Source organism: Pseudomonas sp. GW821-FHT09A09, assembly GCF_059418405.1.
The window spans coordinates 1-16,935 of record NZ_JBWKPU010000053.1; the positions used below are offsets into that span (position 1 = coordinate 1).

The 16,935-nt window shown below is 58.6% G+C and carries 16 protein-coding genes and 1 pseudogene; 8 read left to right on the forward strand and 9 right to left on the reverse strand.

Translation table 11 applies throughout. From position 1 onward, the window contains the following. Positions 1-193: 193 nt before the first annotated feature. A complete protein-coding gene (locus AC07OV_RS28645; protein ID WP_495093475.1) occupies positions 194-637 on the forward strand; it encodes a DUF6678 family protein in 444 nt (147 codons plus the stop codon). 178 nt (positions 638-815) lie between these two features. Here the strand turns inward: AC07OV_RS28645 and AC07OV_RS28650 are convergent, their stop codons facing one another. The 5 genes from AC07OV_RS28650 to pdxR all read right to left on the reverse strand — a co-directional run bounded on the left by AC07OV_RS28650 (position 816) and on the right by pdxR (position 4,748). Then, the gene (locus AC07OV_RS28650; RefSeq protein ID WP_495093476.1) at positions 816-1,754 is read right to left on the reverse strand and encodes an alpha/beta hydrolase fold domain-containing protein; all 939 of its coding nucleotides are present in this window, start codon (positions 1,752-1,754) and stop codon (positions 816-818) included. Further along, positions 1,754-2,194, reverse strand: coding sequence for a tryptophan-rich sensory protein TspO (gene tspO, locus AC07OV_RS28655; RefSeq protein WP_176998696.1), 441 nt, complete (start codon positions 2,192-2,194; stop codon positions 1,754-1,756). Before tspO ends, AC07OV_RS28650 begins: the two co-directional genes overlap by 1 nt. Positions 2,195-2,278: 84 nt before the next feature. Further along, complete coding sequence (locus AC07OV_RS28660) at positions 2,279-2,848, reverse strand: nucleotidyltransferase family protein (RefSeq protein ID WP_495093477.1); 570 nt, start codon at positions 2,846-2,848, stop codon at positions 2,279-2,281. Positions 2,849-2,933: 85 nt separating this feature from the next. Further along, the gene (locus AC07OV_RS28665) at positions 2,934-3,167 is read right to left on the reverse strand and encodes a hypothetical protein (protein WP_495093478.1); all 234 of its coding nucleotides are present in this window, start codon (positions 3,165-3,167) and stop codon (positions 2,934-2,936) included. 90 nt (positions 3,168-3,257) lie between these two features. Beyond that, positions 3,258-4,748: a MocR-like pyridoxine biosynthesis transcription factor PdxR gene (gene pdxR / locus AC07OV_RS28670; protein ID WP_495093479.1), complete on the reverse strand. Its 1,491-nt coding sequence runs from the start codon at positions 4,746-4,748 to the stop codon at positions 3,258-3,260. Positions 4,749-4,825: 77 nt separating this feature from the next. Here pdxR and AC07OV_RS28675 point away from each other — a divergent pair, with 77 nt between their 5' ends. The 4 genes from AC07OV_RS28675 to AC07OV_RS28690 all read left to right on the forward strand — a co-directional run bounded on the left by AC07OV_RS28675 (position 4,826) and on the right by AC07OV_RS28690 (position 9,581). Beyond that, complete coding sequence (locus AC07OV_RS28675) at positions 4,826-6,526, forward strand: M24 family metallopeptidase (RefSeq protein ID WP_495093480.1); 1,701 nt, start codon at positions 4,826-4,828, stop codon at positions 6,524-6,526. A 116-nt stretch (positions 6,527-6,642) separates the two neighbouring features. Next, positions 6,643-7,902 (forward strand): serine hydrolase domain-containing protein, encoded by a 1,260-nt coding sequence (locus tag AC07OV_RS28680; RefSeq protein ID WP_495093481.1) that lies wholly within the window; start codon positions 6,643-6,645, stop codon positions 7,900-7,902. 116 nt (positions 7,903-8,018) lie between these two features. Continuing rightward, positions 8,019-9,008 (forward strand): zinc-dependent alcohol dehydrogenase family protein, encoded by a 990-nt coding sequence (locus AC07OV_RS28685; RefSeq protein ID WP_495093482.1) that lies wholly within the window; start codon positions 8,019-8,021, stop codon positions 9,006-9,008. Positions 9,009-9,341: 333 nt separating this feature from the next. Then, complete coding sequence (locus tag AC07OV_RS28690) at positions 9,342-9,581, forward strand: DUF6124 family protein (protein WP_495093483.1); 240 nt, start codon at positions 9,342-9,344, stop codon at positions 9,579-9,581. A gap of 138 nt (positions 9,582-9,719) precedes the next feature. Here AC07OV_RS28690 and AC07OV_RS28695 read toward each other — a convergent pair whose 3' ends face one another. The 3 genes and pseudogenes from AC07OV_RS28695 to AC07OV_RS28705 all read right to left on the reverse strand — a co-directional run. After that, a complete protein-coding gene (locus AC07OV_RS28695; protein ID WP_495093484.1) occupies positions 9,720-10,721 on the reverse strand; it encodes a hypothetical protein in 1,002 nt (333 codons plus the stop codon). Continuing rightward, positions 10,718-12,619: an AAA family ATPase gene (locus tag AC07OV_RS28700; protein ID WP_495093485.1), complete on the reverse strand. Its 1,902-nt coding sequence runs from the start codon at positions 12,617-12,619 to the stop codon at positions 10,718-10,720. The genes AC07OV_RS28695 and AC07OV_RS28700 overlap by 4 nt, the downstream gene beginning before the upstream one ends. Before the next feature lie 226 nt (positions 12,620-12,845). Further along, positions 12,846-13,538 (reverse strand): annotated as a pseudogene (locus AC07OV_RS28705) (response regulator); the annotation flags it as partial. Positions 13,539-13,686: 148 nt separating this feature from the next. On the opposite strand from AC07OV_RS28705, the gene AC07OV_RS28710 reads away from it, so the two are divergent. Further along, positions 13,687-13,923, forward strand: coding sequence for a hypothetical protein (locus tag AC07OV_RS28710; protein ID WP_494997460.1), 237 nt, complete (start codon positions 13,687-13,689; stop codon positions 13,921-13,923). A 70-nt stretch (positions 13,924-13,993) separates the two neighbouring features. Here the strand turns inward: AC07OV_RS28710 and AC07OV_RS28715 are convergent, their stop codons facing one another. Further along, positions 13,994-15,832: an ATP-binding protein gene (locus AC07OV_RS28715; RefSeq protein ID WP_494997459.1), complete on the reverse strand. Its 1,839-nt coding sequence runs from the start codon at positions 15,830-15,832 to the stop codon at positions 13,994-13,996. Positions 15,833-15,996: 164 nt separating this feature from the next. Here AC07OV_RS28715 and AC07OV_RS28720 point away from each other — a divergent pair, with 164 nt between their 5' ends. Further along, the gene (locus tag AC07OV_RS28720) at positions 15,997-16,239 is read left to right on the forward strand and encodes a hypothetical protein (RefSeq protein WP_495093486.1); all 243 of its coding nucleotides are present in this window, start codon (positions 15,997-15,999) and stop codon (positions 16,237-16,239) included. A 37-nt stretch (positions 16,240-16,276) separates the two neighbouring features. Beyond that, positions 16,277-16,813 carry a hypothetical protein gene (locus AC07OV_RS28725; protein WP_371319382.1) on the forward strand — a complete coding sequence of 179 codons (537 nt, stop codon included), beginning with the start codon at positions 16,277-16,279 and terminating at the stop codon, positions 16,811-16,813. The last annotated feature ends 122 nt before the right edge of the window (positions 16,814-16,935 follow it).

Consider the following 16,935-nt stretch of genomic DNA (forward strand, 5'->3'; position numbering starts at 1 on the left):
CGGTGTGTCAGGTGTATATAAAGGGCCTGACACGCCGCCGCGCGGGGCAAGCCCGCTCACTACAAAGCCGTTTATATCTCCCTCAGAAATCGTTCTGCTAGCATCGCCGACCTCTGTGCTCAACCCGCGTTCGCCGAGCACACCTTCGAATACGCCGACGTTAGCGTCATCAACGTAAACCAAGAGGGCTAAAATGACTGAACTCCCCATGGCCGACGCACGCCAAACTGATAAAAATCGCAAGATCATTCAGGCCGCTATCAAGACAAGAAACCTGGCAAGCGCCGCGAACAACACCAAGTGGAACGAACTGATCACACACATGCGCCAGCGCACGGAATGGTGTCCGTCCTATCGTTCAAAATCCATCACCGGCTATATCTCTGAATGGGATGTGGAATGGTTCTACCACCTGCCGTTCCCCTTTGCGTATGTCGAATGGCTCGACATTGGTTTGTGGCAAGAAGCACCCTCGTTGGGCGTGTTATTGCCACGCACGTACATTGACCACACCCAGGAAATCTCTCAGGTCGTCTCGCAAATAGGCTTCGAATTTGAAGTGCAGGCCGACGTGCTGAGGATCTGGGGGTACCTGCCAAAATGCTACGAAGACTTTCCACCCGAACCCGAACTGTAGGAGCCCGGCTTGCCGGCGATCGCGGTAGCCCGACTTGCATCGGTGCCGGCTGACCGGCCGCCATCGCTGGCAAGCCAGCTCCTACAGGGGTTCGGTGGTGCTCAAACTGTAGGAGCCCGGCTTGCCGGCGATTGCGGTGGCCCGGCTTGCATCGGTGCTGGCTGATCGGCCTCAATCATTATCCCGCCGTCACCTCCACCCGGGCACTGATCCACTGGCGACTATAAGCAAGCACACTCCCCGCCATCGCGACCGGAAAATGGATAAACCCGTGCGCCGCCTCCGGCACTAAATGCGCCTGCGCTCCCGGCCAGCGTTCGGCGATCAACAGCGTGTCGTCCTTCAGCGGGTCCAGCGTCCCGACAAACATCAACGCCGGCGGCAAGCCGCTCAAGTCCCCGTACAACGGTGACAACGGCGGCTGCCGGCGCGCCTCATCACTCAACCCCGGCGTCAGCAGCGCCAGGGCCGTGACCATGCCCGGCCCGTCCAGCAGCAAGGTGTCCGGCCCCGCCGCGCGTACGCTCGGGGTGCCGCTCAGGTCGTACACGCCGTAATACAACACCGCCCCGCTCACCCGTTGCAGCAGCGCCGGCCATTGTTTCAACGCCAGCAACGTCGCCGCCGCCAGATGGCCACCGGCCGACTCGCCGACAACGATCACCGGCAGGCCGGCAAACTCATCGGCAGTCAGCAACCACCGTGCGGCCGTGAGGCAATCCTCCATCAAGCCTTCCACCGGTGTGTCGACCGCCAGCCGATAATCCACCGACACCACCGCCACGTTGCAGGCGTTGACCATGCCCAGGTTCAAATCATCATCCATCTGCGCATTGCCAATCACCCAGCCGCCACCGTGGATATCCAGCACCACGCCCCTGGGCTGGCCGCTCGGCAGCAAGATGCGCACCGGCACGCGCTGGCCGCCTACGCTGACCAGCCGAGTGTGCGCCGGGTGTTGCCGCCTGACCTTTTGACTGACGCGCAACAACGCCTGGATCACACGCGGCGTCACGCGGTTGCGGATTTTAAAGCGCGGCATCCAGGCCAGCTTCTTGTTGAACGCGCGCATCTGCGCCAGCTCGGGCTCGCTGGCCGGCCAAGGGGTATGAGCCATCAGCGATTACTGCGCAGGATCGAGAAATTCAACGCCACCGCCACACTCAACCACGCCAGGTAGGGGAACAGGATCAAGCCGGTGATCAAGTCCAGCCGCAACGCCATCACCACCAACGCCGCCACCACCAGCCACAGCAGCACAATCACCACCATGCCCGCGACGATGTGATGTGCGCCGAAAAACACCGGTGTCCACAGTGTGTTCAACGCAATCTGCGCCGCCCATAAGCCCAAGGCCAGTTGGCTGCCGGGGATCATCGTGAGGCGGTAACCGGCCCAGGCCAGCAGCAGATAGATGACTGTCCAGGCCACGGGGAAAAGCCAATTGGGCGGGGTGAAACTGGGTTTGACGAGAGATTCATACCATTGGCCCGGTTTGAAGATCAGGCCAGTACTGGCGGCGGCGCCGCAGGCGATAAGGAAAATCAGGAAGATCATGGCCTGTCCTTAGCTGGGGTCAGCTGTAGAGGGTGTGTTTCAGAATAGGACGCCTGAAGAATGGGTAAAAGTTCACCGCAGGTTTCAGGAATGTTCCGGCGTCACGATCTTCAACCAGGGCCAGCGCGCCTGATAACTGAGGGCTTTACGCTCAAACAACTCGCGCTCCGGGTGCAGCGGGTTAATGCGCAGCACACCCTGGGCCACATCTTCCAAGCCATACGGCGCATACAACTCGCCCGTTTCAATCTCCAGCCCGATGCACGTGCCTGCCACCAGGTAACGGTCCACGCCCTCCTTGGCCGTGCGCAACGGCGGGTAAGGCCGGCCAAAGCGCTGGCCATACCAAAGATGAACCCGCGCCTGGTTCTTGACCTCGACGTTGACGCCCAGGTCCTGGAATAAACGCTCGGCGGCGCGAATGACGTTGTCTTCCGCCTCGTAGGACAGGTCGGTGTCGAAGTAGAAAACGTCGTAGTCCTTCACCCCATGATCGGCCGGCAAATTCGACTGATGATTCCACACCGCCTGGAACAGGCAGCCCGCCGTGAGCATGCACTGCTCGACGCCGAGGGCTGGCAGGCGCGCAGTGATTTCGGCGTTGATGGGGTTGGCCATGGCCAGTTCGAGCAGGGTGTCGACGGTCAGTGTCATGTTCAGTCCTTTGATAGCGGGCGCATTCAAGCCCGCAACATTACACCACCCCGTGATGAGTTTCGTGACAGCGCAAGGGCTGTCGTTACCCCTTCAATTCACTGGCCCGATGACTCGCGGCGTCGTCGTAGGCCACATACAACGCTTCGGCGATTTGGCTTTTGATGGCCTTGGTGGACTCCAGCCCCAACACAAACCCTTCCGCCTTGCCGCCTGCGCGGTTGAGTTCTTCGGAGGTGGCGGCGCCAGTGATGGCGTCAAGAAGCTTGGTGGCGTGGGGGCCTACGCCTTTGGGCAGGCTGATCTGGTCGATGGACATGGCGATACCTTCAAAGAGAGAAATCGGTAGCGCGTGTAACCACTGCCGGGGTGGCATGGTAGTCCTGTTTCGGCACAAAGGGGGGCCAGCTCAGCCGGCAATCGCCTTCGCCGCCATCGCCAGCCGCTGGATCGCGGTGCGGATTTCCTCCTGGTTGAGCGAAGCAAACCCCAGCCGCAGGGCATTCTCACGCTGGCCAAACGGCGAAAACAGCCGGCCGCTGCGCACCACCAAATCCAGTGCCAGGGCCTTTTCACACAGCCGGTCGACATTGATGGCGTCGGCAAACTTCACCCACAGCGCCAGCCCGCCTTCCGGTTCCTGCACGCTGATCTGCTCGCCAAACGCTTCCCGCAGGCCCGTCAACAACACTTCCCGGCGCCAACGATATTCCTTGGAAACCCGGCGCAGGTGCTTCTTCAACTCCCCGTCGTTGATCAAGTCCGCCAACATGCGCTGCATCACCGCATCCCCCTGCCCCAGGCTCACCGCCGCCGTGCGCTCCAGCACCTGGATCACATTCGACGGCGCCACGATATAGCTGCAGCGGAACGTGCTACCGAGGGACTTGGACAGCGAACCAATGTAGATCACATGCCGCTGCACGCTGTCGCTGGCCAGCGGCAGATAAGGTCGCCCGGCAAAGTGATATTCGTGGTCGTAGTCTTCCTCGACGATGCAGAAGTCATGCAGGCGCGCCAGTTCCAGCAACTGCTGGCGGCGGCCGGCACGCAGGCTGACGGTGGTGGGGAATTGGTGATGGGGCGTGAGGTACATCATCCGCACGTCATGCTGGCGGCACAGCGCATCGAGCTGATCGACCCGGCAGCCTTCGTCGTCCAGATCCACGGTGACCAGCCGCGCGCCCAACTGGCGGAAAATCTCCCAGGCCGGTGGGTAGCTCAGGCGCTCCACCAGCACCACATCACCGGGCTTGAGCAACACGCTGGCCGTGAGGTACAGCGACATCTGCACGCCCTGGGTCAGGCAAATCTGCTCGGCGCCCACCGTGAGGCCACGGTTGTGCCGCAGCATTTCGGCCAGCGCCCGGCGCAGGTAGGCACTGCTGCCCTCGCTGCCGTGGCGCACGGTGTTGGTGGTGAAACTGTGGCGCAGCGCATTGCGGTAATAACGGTGCAGCACCGCTTGCGGCAGCAATCGGTGGTCACTGGCGCCGTTATCGAAAAACAGCGCGCCCGGCCGGTGTTGCAGCGCGACGGCCTGTTCGCCCGGGGAAAAATAATCCGCCGCTGGCATGTCGCGCAGCGCCAGGGCAAAAGGCTGTGGCGCACTGGGCGCCGCTACCGCGCCGGTGGCCAGTTGCGTGCTCACAAAGGTGCCGCGCCGCTGGATGCTCACCAGCCAGCCTTTGGTTACCGCCTCTTCGTAGGCCAGGATCACCGTCTTGCGGTTGACGTTGAGCAGTTGCGCCATCTCCCGCGTGCCGGGCAGCAAGGTGCCAGGGCGCAGGCGGCCTTCGGTGATCGCACTCACCAGGCCCTCGATAATCTTGCGGTACGACGCCTGGGGCTGCGCGCCATCGAGTTTGAGCAACGGGCGCCATTTACGAAGCTGGACCATGTGAATTATCCAAAACTGGAGGTTCTTCTGGTCCTAGTCTACCGCAACAATCGAGCCTCAATTGCCCCGAGGTGTTTATGCACAACCGCCATGTCGTTGAACTGTTGCCCTCGGGCAAATCCTTCGAAGCCGCCGACCACTTGCTGCTCGACGCCATGCTCGCCAGCGGCCTCGCCGTGCCCTTTTCCTGCCGTCGCGGCGCCTGTGGTTCGTGCAAGGTCAAGGTGGTGGCCGGCGAATACCGCGCCAAACAGCTCGCGCCCGACGCCCCCGCGCCCTCCTACCCCCTCGCGCCGGACGAGATGCTGCTGTGCCAAAGCCACGCCTGCAGCGACATGCGCCTGGAAATCCCCGGCTGGTCACTGGACACGCCGACACTGGAAACCACCGCGCAAGTGGTCAGCAATCGCCCCTTGAGCGCCGATATCATCGAGCTGGTGTTACGCACTGCCCAGCCCCTGGACGTGCGCCCCGGCCAATACCTGCGGTTCCGCCTGGACGATGGCGACAGCCGCTGTTTCTCCGTCGCCAACCTGCCCGCCCAGGACGAGGGCCAGTTGGTGTTCCATATCCGCCAGGTGCGCGGCGGTCGGTTCTCCGAAGGCATCCTGCCGACCCTGCACGCGGGCGCTAGGGTGAACCTCGAAGGCCCGGTGGGCGCCTGCACCTGGCAACACAAGGGTGAGCGCCCGGTGGTGCTGTTCGCCACCGGCACCGGGTATGCCGGCATCAAGCCGTTATTGCTGACCGCCCTGGAGCGCGAGGCCGAAGTGACCCTGTACTGGGGCAACGCAGCGCCGGCGGATTTCTACGACGCGGCATTTCTCGACCGGGCCAGCCAGGCGCACCCACACTTTCGCTGGCATCGGGTGCTGTCCGTCGACGCCCGCGTGCAGCAGGTCGCCCTCACGCAGCCCCACGACTGGCCTGACAGCCAGATCTACGCCTGCGGCAACAGCGGCATGATCAGCCAGGTGCGCGAAACCTGCCTGGCAGCCGGCGCCCAGGCCCACCGTTTTGTCGCCGAAGCCTTCGTGCCCAGCGGCGCCTTGGCGCCCACCGCGTCACTCAACGCCCTGGACCCGGTGCTGGAAAAAGTCGGCCCGCGCTACTCACTGGACGGCATGCTCGCCGCCCGCGAACAAACCGTGCGGGCCCTGGCCGCCATCGCCGAGCAATTGAAGGTGGGCATGACCACCGCCCAAGCCCTCGACATGGCTGGCCAAACCTTGCAGGCCATGGGCGCGTCCCACACCTGGCACCCCACCTACATCCGTTTTGGCGACGACACCGTGCGCACACCCCGCCAAGGCATCGACCCGCAGCGCCAGCTGCGCGCCACCGACATCGCCGTGGTCGACCTCGGCCCGGTGTGGGACGGCTACGAAGGCGACTACGGCGACACCTTCGTGTTCGGCGGGCACCCGTTGCATGAAGCCTGCGTCAAGGCCCTGCACCAAGTCTTCGACGAAACCCGCGACGCCTGGCACCAAGGGCTTACCGGCCGCCAGCTGTATGACTTCGCGGAAGACAGCGCCCGCGCCAAAGGCTGGCGCCTGGAGCGTAACCTGGCAGGGCACCGCATCGCCGACTTCCCCCACGCCCTGTTCAGCCAGGACAAACTCGCCGACGTCGAGATCGTGCCCAGCGACATGGTCTGGGTGCTGGAGATACAGCTGTGCCACCCCACCCTGCCGATCGGCGCGTTCTTTGAAGACATCCTGATTGGCGAGCCCACCTACCAGCGCCCTAACGCCATGGCCCAATCCCACGCATAAACCGGCCCGATCCCGCGCGCCAACTTCCCGCCCTTCCGAGCATGCTGGCTCGCGACGCCTCAGCCCCGAGGCGTCGCAGCCCATTAAGACCGACCAAAAACAACAAAGAGGTTCTTATGCCCGTGCTCCCTCGCCCGTCCTCGCGCTTTGAGCGCCGCCCGCTGCGGGTACTGATGTGCGCATCCACCCTCGCGCTGGCGCTGGCCGCCAGCGCCACCCACGCCGACACCGCCAAACCCTACCCCCACGCACAAGAGCCGATTGGCGACGTGCAAGCCATCTACGACGGCCGCCTCAGCCCGGAACTGGCGGTCACCACCTTCCGCAACACCGACCGCCTGTTCCCGGTGCGTACCATCAAGGCGGGCGGCCACCCGTTCCCGCTGCCGCGCAGCGCCCAACCCCTGGCCCCCGTGGCCTTCGAGTTCAAAGGCAAGCACTACAGCCTCGACGACTACGTGGCGACCAACCGCGTCACCGGCCTGCTGGTGCTCAAGGACGGCAAGATCGTCGACGAGCGCTACGCCCACGGCAACACCGCCGAGACCCGCTGGATGTCGATGTCGGTGGCCAAGTCCGTCACCTCCACCCTAGTGGGCGCTGCCCTTCAAGACGGCGCCATCAAAAGCCTGGACGACAAAGTCACCCATTACCTGCCCGCCCTGGCCGGCAGCGCCTACGACCAGGTCACCGTGCGGCAGATCCTGGCGATGCGCTCCGGGGTTAAGTGGAACGAGAAATACACCGACCCGTCCTCCGACGAACGCCACCTGATCCAGCTGCGCAGCGAACAAGTGCCCGGCTCCCTGCTCAAGTTCATGGCCACCCTCAGCACCGCCGCGCCACCCGGCACGCGCACCAACTACAGCACCGGCGAAACCCAAGTGCTGGGCCAACTGGTCAGCGCCGCCGTGGGCAAGCCGCTCACCCAATACCTCAGCGAAAAAATCTGGGGCCCGTACGGCATGCAGACCGACGCCAAATGGTGGCTCGACGGCGCCAACGGCAACGAAGTCGGCGGCAGCGGCATCAGCGCCACGCTTGAGGACTACGGCCGCTTCGGCCAATTCGTACTCAGCGGCGGCAAGGCCGGTGGCAAGCAAGTGCTGCCGGAAGGCTGGTTGAGCTTCGCCAGCGCCGTCACCGGCTCGGATGGTGCCTACGGCGAGTTCGCCTCCATGTGGTGGCCGGGCTGGACCGACGCGTCCAAGGCCGACAAAGCCTTCACCGCAGCGGGCACCTTTGGCCAGTACGTCTACATCAACCCGACCAAAAACGTGGTGATCGTGGTGTGGCAGGCCCAGACCCAGCCGACTGGCGGCGAAGTGATCGACGACATGGTCGCGTTTGACGCCATCGCCAAGGTGTTGCCGTAACGAAAAAAAGGGGGCGGACCATTCTGACGCTGGCCTGCCCCCTTTCCGCGCATTGCCCCACAGCTGTCCCACACCTACAGTGAATGCCTCATTGATCAACACCGAGGTCATCCCCCATGGCACGCATTGTCCGACTCCACGCCTACGGCGACGCCAGCGTCCTGCAACTCGAAGACATCGACGTCCCCGCCCCCGCTGCCGATGAAGTACAAATCGACGTCAAAGCCTTCGGCCTCAACCGCGCCGAAGTGATGTTCCGCAACCACGCCTACCTGCAAGAAGCCGAATTCCCCAGCCGCCTGGGCTACGAAGCGGCCGGCGTGGTCGCCGCCGTCGGTGCCAACGTCAGCGACCTTCAAGTGGGCGACGCCGTCAGCGTCATCCCGCCGCTCGATATCGCCCGCTGGGGCACCTACGGCGAAGTCGCCAACGTGCCCGCCCACCTCACCGTCAAACACCCGCACACCCTCAGCTTCATCCAGGCCGCCGCCTCGTGGATGCAATACGTCACCGCCTGGGGCGCCCTGGTCGAACAAGCCAAACTCACCACCGGCGACGTCGTACTGGTGACCGCCGCCTCCAGCAGCGTCGGCCTCGCCGCCTTCCAGATCGCCCGCAGCGTCGGCGCCACCGCCATCGCCGTCACCCGCACCCGCGCCAAACACCAAGCCCTGCTCGACGCCGGCGCCCACCACGTCATCGTCAGCGACGAAGAAGACCTGGTAGAACGCGTGATGCAACTCACCAACGGCAAAGGCGCCCGCGTGGTATTCGACCCCATCGGCGGGCCGGGCTTCGAAACCCTCACCCAAAGCATGGCCCAGGGCGGGATCTTGCTGGAATACGGCGCGCTGAGTGCCGAGCCGACGCCGTTTCCGTTGTTCACCGTGTTGGGCAAATGTTTGACGCTGAAGGGGTATTTGTACGCCGAGATCGTCGCCGACTCGGCAGCGTTGGAACGGGCGAAAGCGTTCATCCTGGATGGGCTGGCGTCGGGCGCGTTGGCGCCGGTGATTGCGAAGACGTTTGGGTTGGATGAGGTGCAAGACGCGCACCGGTATTTGGAGGCGAACCAGCAAGTGGGCAAGGTGGTGGTGACGGTATAACGGAATCGTCCTAGGACATTTCCCAAAGGTGGCGAGCGGGTTGCCCGATTGCCTACGCGTAGCCCAGAATCCGCTGGCTTGTGCGCTGGGGTGGTGGAATCTAAGGTTGCGCGGTCGCTGAATTTTTTGGTGATCGGGTTTAGTAGCCTGGTTCGGTTATCTAGATGTGCATGAGCTTCATCAGGCAGACATTGCGTCTGTGCTTGATGGCGGCTGTGCGCAGGGCGCCTCCGGGCGCGCCGGCTTTAGATATCCACCGGTCTACTAACCTGCGTACAGCTGCCACCCACCGTTTAGTAGCGGGGAGGTGGTGGCATAAATCAGGATATCCTCATGTCAAATGTATTACCTAGTTTAACCGTTCTTTTCTGCATTGCTCCAGACGTGAGCAATGAAGCGCTCATCATCAATAGCTACGAAACATTCACTTCGGTCAGCACCCTACTGTTAGACCTGTCCGAAGAATTAAACGGCAAACACCGTGACATTGCACTGGCTATTCACCAACTGTGTGAACTAGGTGTTCTTATGACCAAAAAAATCATCGACCGCGATGTACCCCGCACCATCTAATTTTCGCCTCTGAGGCCTGAAGCCGCTGTACTCACCGATTCTTTGTATGTTGAAGGCAAAGAATCGGTATTTTATTTTGAGGATCGTGGCAAAAAGCCCTCTAAAAACCCAATTACATTATACAAAAACGCATAAAAATCAGAATATTTCTAGTGCATTTTTATTTCCGACATTTGCAAGCTCTACTCCAGCCTCCGTAGTCCAATACATCAAACGAAGAGCGGGATTGCCTTTCGTAATATGAGTTCTCCACGCAAGTTTACCATCTCTCACCAGCTGCTCTCTTTTGTCTAAGTCGGAGTACATAGGATTATGAGGGTACTTCTCCACCCCTGCAATAACATGGCATATAACTTCAAATGCCGTATTAGAAAAGCGCTGACCTGGAGCGCACTGGTGCTCTTTTAAACTTTCGAAAAAATCATCTCTAAAGATATATGGATCACACCCTGCCTTACCATGCTGAGTTGCTATAGAGGAAGCACCCAAATTGAAAGCGTCTATAATTTGCGCCTGAGTTTCAGCCTTACTATAGGCCTCACCAGCGTCAAACTTCGATAAAAAATCCGTATAATTTGAATAAATAGGAACTAGACTTTGTAAATTTAATGGTGGGGGAGGTTGAACCTCAGGAATGCTGTGCGTTAGTTCTCCAGAAAAATCTATCGATTTTGTCCTCTCCTCAAGTGGGTGATGCAAAATTGACAAAACCTTTTCATGTATATAGTTAGCCAGAAAAACTTCTTCTATTAGCTGAGAAATTGCTTCAGATCTTTCATGACAGCAACCAGCGAGAGCTGGATCAATTAACTTTTTATTCCAGTAAGCTATGGACTCTGGCATCAAGCACTCTTGCTCAACAGTCATTGATGCAATACCATGGACAACTTTGGCTATATCTTTAGCTGAAAAAAACTCCCCAAGCTCAGGCGGAATATTTCTCTTAAAAATAGGTGTGCACGGATAGTAGTGCAAATTCGCAAGCTTGGTCAGTGTATCAGTCTCGATTACGACACGATTTCCACCGCATTCCATTTCTCGCTTAATTGCAACCAAATCACTTATACGATTCTCGAAGACGTTAGGAGCGCAGAAGGCTGGAGAAATTAAAAAGTCGCAGCTAACAACTATCTGCATCATGTTCTCTCCAAATCATTAACAGCCGATAGTTCTTTCTTCTTCGCCACCGCCTCTAACAGAATATTCTCAACCTCTGTATCTATTTGATCGAAAAAATCTTCCGGCCACTCAACGATAGAACCAAACGACGTAATATCTACCTTCTGGTAGTCGGAACCGTCACTCGCCTTATTAACAAACAGTATTGAAGATTTATCCTTCAACTCATTGTCTCGGCTCTGAGCTATTCGAAGGCGAAGACGATTTATTATATACTCGCTATGAGTCTCAATTATAACTTGCCGAGTTTTTGAAAGCGCTATAAAAAAATCGGTTAGCCGCGATTGCACTTTAGGATGAAGATGTAACTCTGGCTGTTCGAATATCAATATATCATCAACCTCCGACAACAACGCCATAACCACGATAGGGAGAACTTGACTTACACCAACCCCGACGTGTGTGAGATCTTGCATCCGATCATCAGCACTGGTCTTAACTTGCAACTCATATCCCAACTTCCCTTTATCAAAGGTTTGAAATTCGGTTATTACCCCCATATAAGAAAGCCAGTCAGTACAAGCGGCACTTAAAGTGTTTTCCCTCTCTGAAAACTGAACTTTTCCATTCGGCCTCTCAAGTACAACAGGATAAGTAATTTTTGAGCTTTTATTAAGATGCAAAACTGCTGGCGTATTTTCCCCCTTCAAACCAACCATTTTTGGCTCAGAGAGATCAAATGCTTGATACATTGCTTGAGGCTCATAGCGCAGCGGACCAAGGTACTTTATTTTTTTCGGCAAAAAATAACTCATAAAAAGTCCGATATCTGCAAAGCCGCTCAACAGGTATGTTGACTTTGCACGCACCCTTTTCCGATTAATATACCAAGTACCTTGAACTTCCTCCCTATTACGTATCAATAAATCAAAAAGTGCTTTACGTTCTTTATCGTTTAGACTTTCTACTTTTGCCCTCCAAGCCTTAACATCTAAATCCCCAGGAGGCAGATCGGAGAATATTTTATCAGCAGTGAGCACCATGGCTTGTTTTGCTAAAACAGTGCGTACATATTCAAGATCAAGCTGATGCTTCTCTGTTTTTATTATATCTAGTATCTCATCCGAAATTACGTAATTTTTGGCTAGCTCTTCATTTTCCTCCTCGACTAAGGCGCTTATTTTATTTATTAAAGCCCTTGGTATTTCTATTTCCGCAAGCGAGGCCAAATCTTCATCTTTTATTGTCTTTAAATAATTAGGGCTACCTATTAGATACGGAACCAACGTAAGACTAAGCTTCTTGGTCAGGTCATAAACTATCTTAAGCTCATTGGGTATTAAATCTTCTTTGGAGGCTCCCTCAACCCTGAAGTCAGGATATTCTTTCCCTATGCGAGCGGTAGTCGTAGCCCCAAGACTGGAAACGTGAAAAAGATCTGAGTTTGACTTACCAGGTTCAAATGATGAGAATTCTATATGATCAGTTTCGGGTTCTTCCCCGGCCTTTTCATAACTAATGCTACCTTTTATTACTTCCGGATGAAACTCACTTTCATATTTTTTACTTACATCACTAGACCCAACAAACGTAATTGATATCTTTATTGACTTTATGGCATCCCAATTTAGCTCCGGCGGGAACGCTAAATCTATATCCAGAGTTATGTGCTTTTCTTTTTCCTTACAGGAATAATTCATAATATCATTGAATGAACCAAGCCTTACTAGCTTGCCATTCAAAGACACTGTGCTTTTCAAGTAGCGATTTGAATATGTTTGACTTAGCATCAAGATAGCTTGAATTATTGAGCTTTTGCCTGAGCTATTAGAGCCACAGATTACAGACATATTATTAAGGCTTAGCGCAGCCTTATTCTTAATTGACTTGAAATTCTTTAGAGTTAATGAAGTGATCATCTTGCATCCTTGAATTTGATTACGACCTTCACGTACAGCGAAAAAGGCTGCCGCAGGCATAATGCCATTAACGTTCCAGATCTGCGAGAGCTTAATCGATACACTGGATAGCTACCCTAGAAGCCGAATCCCACTTGTTCTTTGAGGCACTGGAATAGCTACTCATAGACGAAAGTAGGCAGAGAATCGTGTTAAATCGAGATTCCTATGCGGTAGCCTCCCCCTTCTACCTCCCCAACAACTCCCTAACCCTCCCCCCCAACACCTCCACCGCAAACGGCTTCGTCAACACCCCCATCCCCGCCCCCAGCTGCCCATACCCCATCACCGCATTCTCCGCGTACCCCGTAATAAACAACGTCTTCAACCCCGGCCTCAGTTCCATCCCCGCTTCCGCCATCTGCCGCCCATTCATCCCACCCGGCAACCCCACATCGGCCACCAGCAGATCAATGTGCACATCCGACCTCAACAGCTTCAGCCCCGCCGCGCTGTCAGCCGCTTCGATCACGGTGTAGCCCAGTTCGCCCAGGACGTCGGCGAGCAACATGCGTACGGTGGATTCGTCGTCGACCAGCAGTACGGTTTCGCCGTGTCGGGCGACTTCGAGGGCGGTTTGGCCGGGTTGCAGGTCGTCGCCCGGGGCGGCGCCGTGGTGGCGTGGGAGGTAGAGGGACACGCAGGTGCCTTCGCCTTCGGTGGAGTGCAGGTGCACTTGGCCGCCGGATTGTTGGGCGAAGCCGTAGATCATGGACAGGCCCAGGCCGGTGCCTTGGCCGATGGGTTTGGTGGTGAAGAAGGGTTCGAACACGTGGGCCATCACGTTGGGGGACATGGCGGTGCGGGCCTCGGTGCGTTGATTCAGCAGTACGTTTTCCAGCTGTCTGACGTCGACAAGGGCCGTCCACTGCCCCATGGATGCTGGTAGTCCTGCCCGCTATTACTGAAGCAAAAAAAGCACCCATTCAGAAGATCACCCTGTGAACTCTGACAGTAGCAAAGGACAGAGTACTGCCCTTAAATGGTCTGGGCAGAAAACTCATCCCACCGCTAAAAGGAATTTAAAAATGGCAGACAACATCGTTATTACCAGATTCACAGGCACGGTATCGTCGATCTCTCCGTCGGGGCCTGGAGGCGTCATTGGCGTAATGGACATAAACATTACGCCAGACAATGGCGGCGCCAAGGTTTTTATTCACGAACAACCATCAGGCAGTTATCAATCCGGCAGTAAAATTTCATACGCCAAAGTTGAGAACACCACGAGAGGAACCAGCTTCTACACAACAAAAGAGGTCTGAGAATAACGACTGACTTACCGCTGTAGTCAGTCCTCTCAACCCCATGAAACTGCTTTAACGTCACTCCACTCTACCTCCCCAACAACTCCCTAACCCTCCCCCCCAACACCTCCACCGCAAACGGCTTCGTCAACACCCCCATCCCCGCCCCCAATTGTCCATACCCCATCACCGCATTCTCCGCGTACCCCGTAATAAACAACGTCTTCAACCCCGGCCGCAGCTCCATCCCCGCTTCCGCCATCTGCCGCCCATTCATCCCACCCGGCAACCCCACATCGGTCACCAGCAGATCAATATGCACATCCGACCTCAACAGTTTCAGCCCCGCCGCGCTGTCAGCCGCTTCGATCACGGTGTAGCCCAATTCGCCGAGGACGTCGGCGAGCAGCATGCGTACGGTGGATTCGTCGTCGACCAGCAGCACGGTTTCGCCGTGCCTGGCGACTTCGAGGGCGGTTTGGCCGGGTTGCAGGTCGTCGCCCGGGGCGGCGCCGTGGTGGCGTGGGAGGTAGAGGGACACGCAGGTGCCTTCGCCTTCGGTGGAGTGCAGGTGCACTTGGCCGCCGGATTGTTGGGCGAAGCCGTAGATCATGGACAGGCCAAGGCCGGTGCCTTGGCCGATGGGTTTGGTGGTGAAGAAGGGTTCGAACACGTGGGCCATCACGTCGGGGGGCATGCCGGTGCCGGTGTCGGTGACGCTCAGGCGCAGGTACGGGCCTTCGGTGAGGTCGAGGGCGCGGGCGGCGTTGGCGTCGAGCCAGTGGTTGCCTGTTTCGAGCAGGATGCGGCCGCCTTCGGGCATGGCGTCGCGGGCGTTGATGCACAGGTTGAGCAACGCGTTTTCCAGTTGGCTGACGTCGACGAAGGCGGTCCAGGCATCGGCGGCGCCGGTGGTTTCGATCTGGATGCCGGGGCCGGCGGTGCGTTGGATGAGTTCGGCCATGCCGTACATCAGGGTGTTGACGTTGGTGGCGCGCGGTTCCAGGGTTTGCCGGCGCGAGAAGGCCAGCAGGCGTTGGGTGAGGACGGCGGCGCGTTTGGCCGAGCCTTGGGCGGCGACCATATATTTGTCCACATCGGCCAGGCGGCCCTGGGCGATGCGGCGGTTCATCAGTTCCAGCGCGCCGGAGATGCCGGCGAGCAGGTTGTTGAAGTCATGGGCCAGGCCACCGGTGAGTTGGCCGACGGCTTCCATCTTTTGTGACTGGCGCAGTTTCTCTTCGGCCTGCATGAGCATGGCGGTGCGTTCGGCCACGCGCTGTTCCAGGGTTTCGTTGAGGGCGCGCAGTTCGGCCTGGGCATCGCGCAGGGCTTCGTCGGCGATGGTGCGTTCCAGCAGGTCGGCGGCTTGGCGGGCGAGGATGTCGAGCAGGCGCAGGTCGCGTTCCGAAGGCTGGTGCGGCGTGCTCCAGTGGGTGGAGATCATGCCGAGCAGGCGGCCATCGCGGGAGCGCAACGGCGTGGTCTGGGCCGAGCGGATGCCCGCACGGCGGAAGGCGGCCAGGTCTTCAGTGCCGGCGATCTCGGACCATTCTTCGAAGTCGGGGATGATGGCGCGCTGGCCCAACTGCAGGGCCATGGTGCAACTGCTGTAGGCCATGGGGCTCACCCATTGCCAGAACCCGACCGCTTCCGGTGGCAAGCCTCGCGAACACAAGAGCTGCAACTGGCCGCCATGGCCAGACGGGTGCCCCTCGGGGCACAGCAGCTGCATGGTGCCGAACTGCGAGCCGGTGATGGACACGGCGGCGTCGACGATCTTGCCGTAGAGGGCTTCGAGGTCTTGCTCGCCGATCAGGTCGAGGCTGATGCGGTGCAGGAATTCGATGTCCGACAAGGCGGTTTCCGAGTCGCGGGAGGCGGCGCGGGGAAAGGCGGCCGGGAAGGCGGTGCGTAGGGTTTTCATGGGGCTACCAAGGGAATGGCATTGAGCTATTAGCAGCGTATCAGCAAAGCTGTGACCACGCGCTATGGGCAGACGTTCGGTGGTGATCGCGGCAGAACGCGTGTGCAGGGCGACGTGCGCGTTTAGACTGACGCTTTTTGCACCCATCACTCAGGGAAGAAGCAATGTCTACCGATCCGCTATGCCTGGTTTTCGTGCCTGCCCTGGTGGCCATCCTCACGGCGGCCGAGGCAAAAAAGGGCGCGCCGCTGAACGAAACTGAAGTGTGTGAGGTCCGAGACGCAGCCACCTGTATTGCGCTGCCGTTCAGCGCCGCGCTGGCGATGGAAACCGAGCGCGGTTATCCGGATATCGTCCCGGAAGACTGCTGGAACGAGTGGCAACGCGTGCACCCTTCGCTGTCCTGACCCTGTTTTTTGCCCGCTACGAATGGAATCGACCCTTATGTTCACATCGCTACGCCCGTTAAAAACCTTCGCCGGCCTCACGCTGCTGGCCACCCTCACCGCCTGCGGCGCTATCACCGATGTGCGCTCGTTCTCCACCCCCTACACCTCCCCCACCAGCGGCGAGACCGCGCGCCTGCGGGTCATGAGCGATGGCATGGTGCGGGGCGTGCCCAAGTCCGGCTGTATCGACTTCCGCCTGCCCGGCGCCGGTGTGATGGTGGCCAACCGCGACGGCTACGCCGACCGCAACGGCGAAACCCTGGGCATGGCGCCCGTCGCGCGCTACTCGAGTAACACGGTGATGACCGAACTGTTGGTGCCGGCTGGGCAGCCCATCGCGTTTCATTACATCGGCGACCGTTGCTACAACATGTTCAGCTTCGTGCCGGAAGCGGGGATGGATTACGAGCTGGACGCCGCCAACCGCTATAAATGCGGGGTGACGCTCAAGCGCATGTTGGTCGGCGAGATCAAAGGCTCCCTGGTGCCGTTGGGTGAGAGCAAGTTGTGCAATTGGGCTGATAATTTCTAAGCATGGCTCACACGCCATGGATATCCACGAGATCCAGCAACGCCTGGCGGGGAGGTTACTACCCCCCTGCGTCCCCTGTGGGAGCTGGCTTGCCTGCGATGGCGGAGGGTCAGCTGCAACGC

Excerpts from the sequence above, each read along its gene's own strand:
- AC07OV_RS28645 (WP_495093475.1), top strand. The coding sequence starts at position 194 with ATGACTGAACTCCCCATGGCCGACGCACGCCAAACTGATAAAAATCGC.
- AC07OV_RS28650 (WP_495093476.1), bottom strand. The coding sequence starts at position 1,754 with ATGGCTCATACCCCTTGGCCGGCCAGCGAGCCCGAGCTGGCGCAGATG.
- tspO (WP_176998696.1), bottom strand. The coding sequence starts at position 2,194 with ATGATCTTCCTGATTTTCCTTATCGCCTGCGGCGCCGCCGCCAGTACT.
- AC07OV_RS28660 (WP_495093477.1), bottom strand. The coding sequence starts at position 2,848 with ATGACACTGACCGTCGACACCCTGCTCGAACTGGCCATGGCCAACCCC.
- AC07OV_RS28665 (WP_495093478.1), bottom strand. The coding sequence starts at position 3,167 with ATGTCCATCGACCAGATCAGCCTGCCCAAAGGCGTAGGCCCCCACGCC.
- pdxR (WP_495093479.1), bottom strand. The coding sequence starts at position 4,748 with ATGGTCCAGCTTCGTAAATGGCGCCCGTTGCTCAAACTCGATGGCGCG.
- AC07OV_RS28675 (WP_495093480.1), top strand. The coding sequence starts at position 4,826 with ATGCACAACCGCCATGTCGTTGAACTGTTGCCCTCGGGCAAATCCTTC.
- AC07OV_RS28680 (WP_495093481.1), top strand. The coding sequence starts at position 6,643 with ATGCCCGTGCTCCCTCGCCCGTCCTCGCGCTTTGAGCGCCGCCCGCTG.
- AC07OV_RS28685 (WP_495093482.1), top strand. The coding sequence starts at position 8,019 with ATGGCACGCATTGTCCGACTCCACGCCTACGGCGACGCCAGCGTCCTG.
- AC07OV_RS28690 (WP_495093483.1), top strand. The coding sequence starts at position 9,342 with ATGTCAAATGTATTACCTAGTTTAACCGTTCTTTTCTGCATTGCTCCA.
- AC07OV_RS28695 (WP_495093484.1), bottom strand. The coding sequence starts at position 10,721 with ATGATGCAGATAGTTGTTAGCTGCGACTTTTTAATTTCTCCAGCCTTC.
- AC07OV_RS28700 (WP_495093485.1), bottom strand. The coding sequence starts at position 12,619 with ATGATCACTTCATTAACTCTAAAGAATTTCAAGTCAATTAAGAATAAG.
- AC07OV_RS28710 (WP_494997460.1), top strand. The coding sequence starts at position 13,687 with ATGGCAGACAACATCGTTATTACCAGATTCACAGGCACGGTATCGTCG.
- AC07OV_RS28715 (WP_494997459.1), bottom strand. The coding sequence starts at position 15,832 with ATGAAAACCCTACGCACCGCCTTCCCGGCCGCCTTTCCCCGCGCCGCC.
- AC07OV_RS28720 (WP_495093486.1), top strand. The coding sequence starts at position 15,997 with ATGTCTACCGATCCGCTATGCCTGGTTTTCGTGCCTGCCCTGGTGGCC.
- AC07OV_RS28725 (WP_371319382.1), top strand. The coding sequence starts at position 16,277 with ATGTTCACATCGCTACGCCCGTTAAAAACCTTCGCCGGCCTCACGCTG.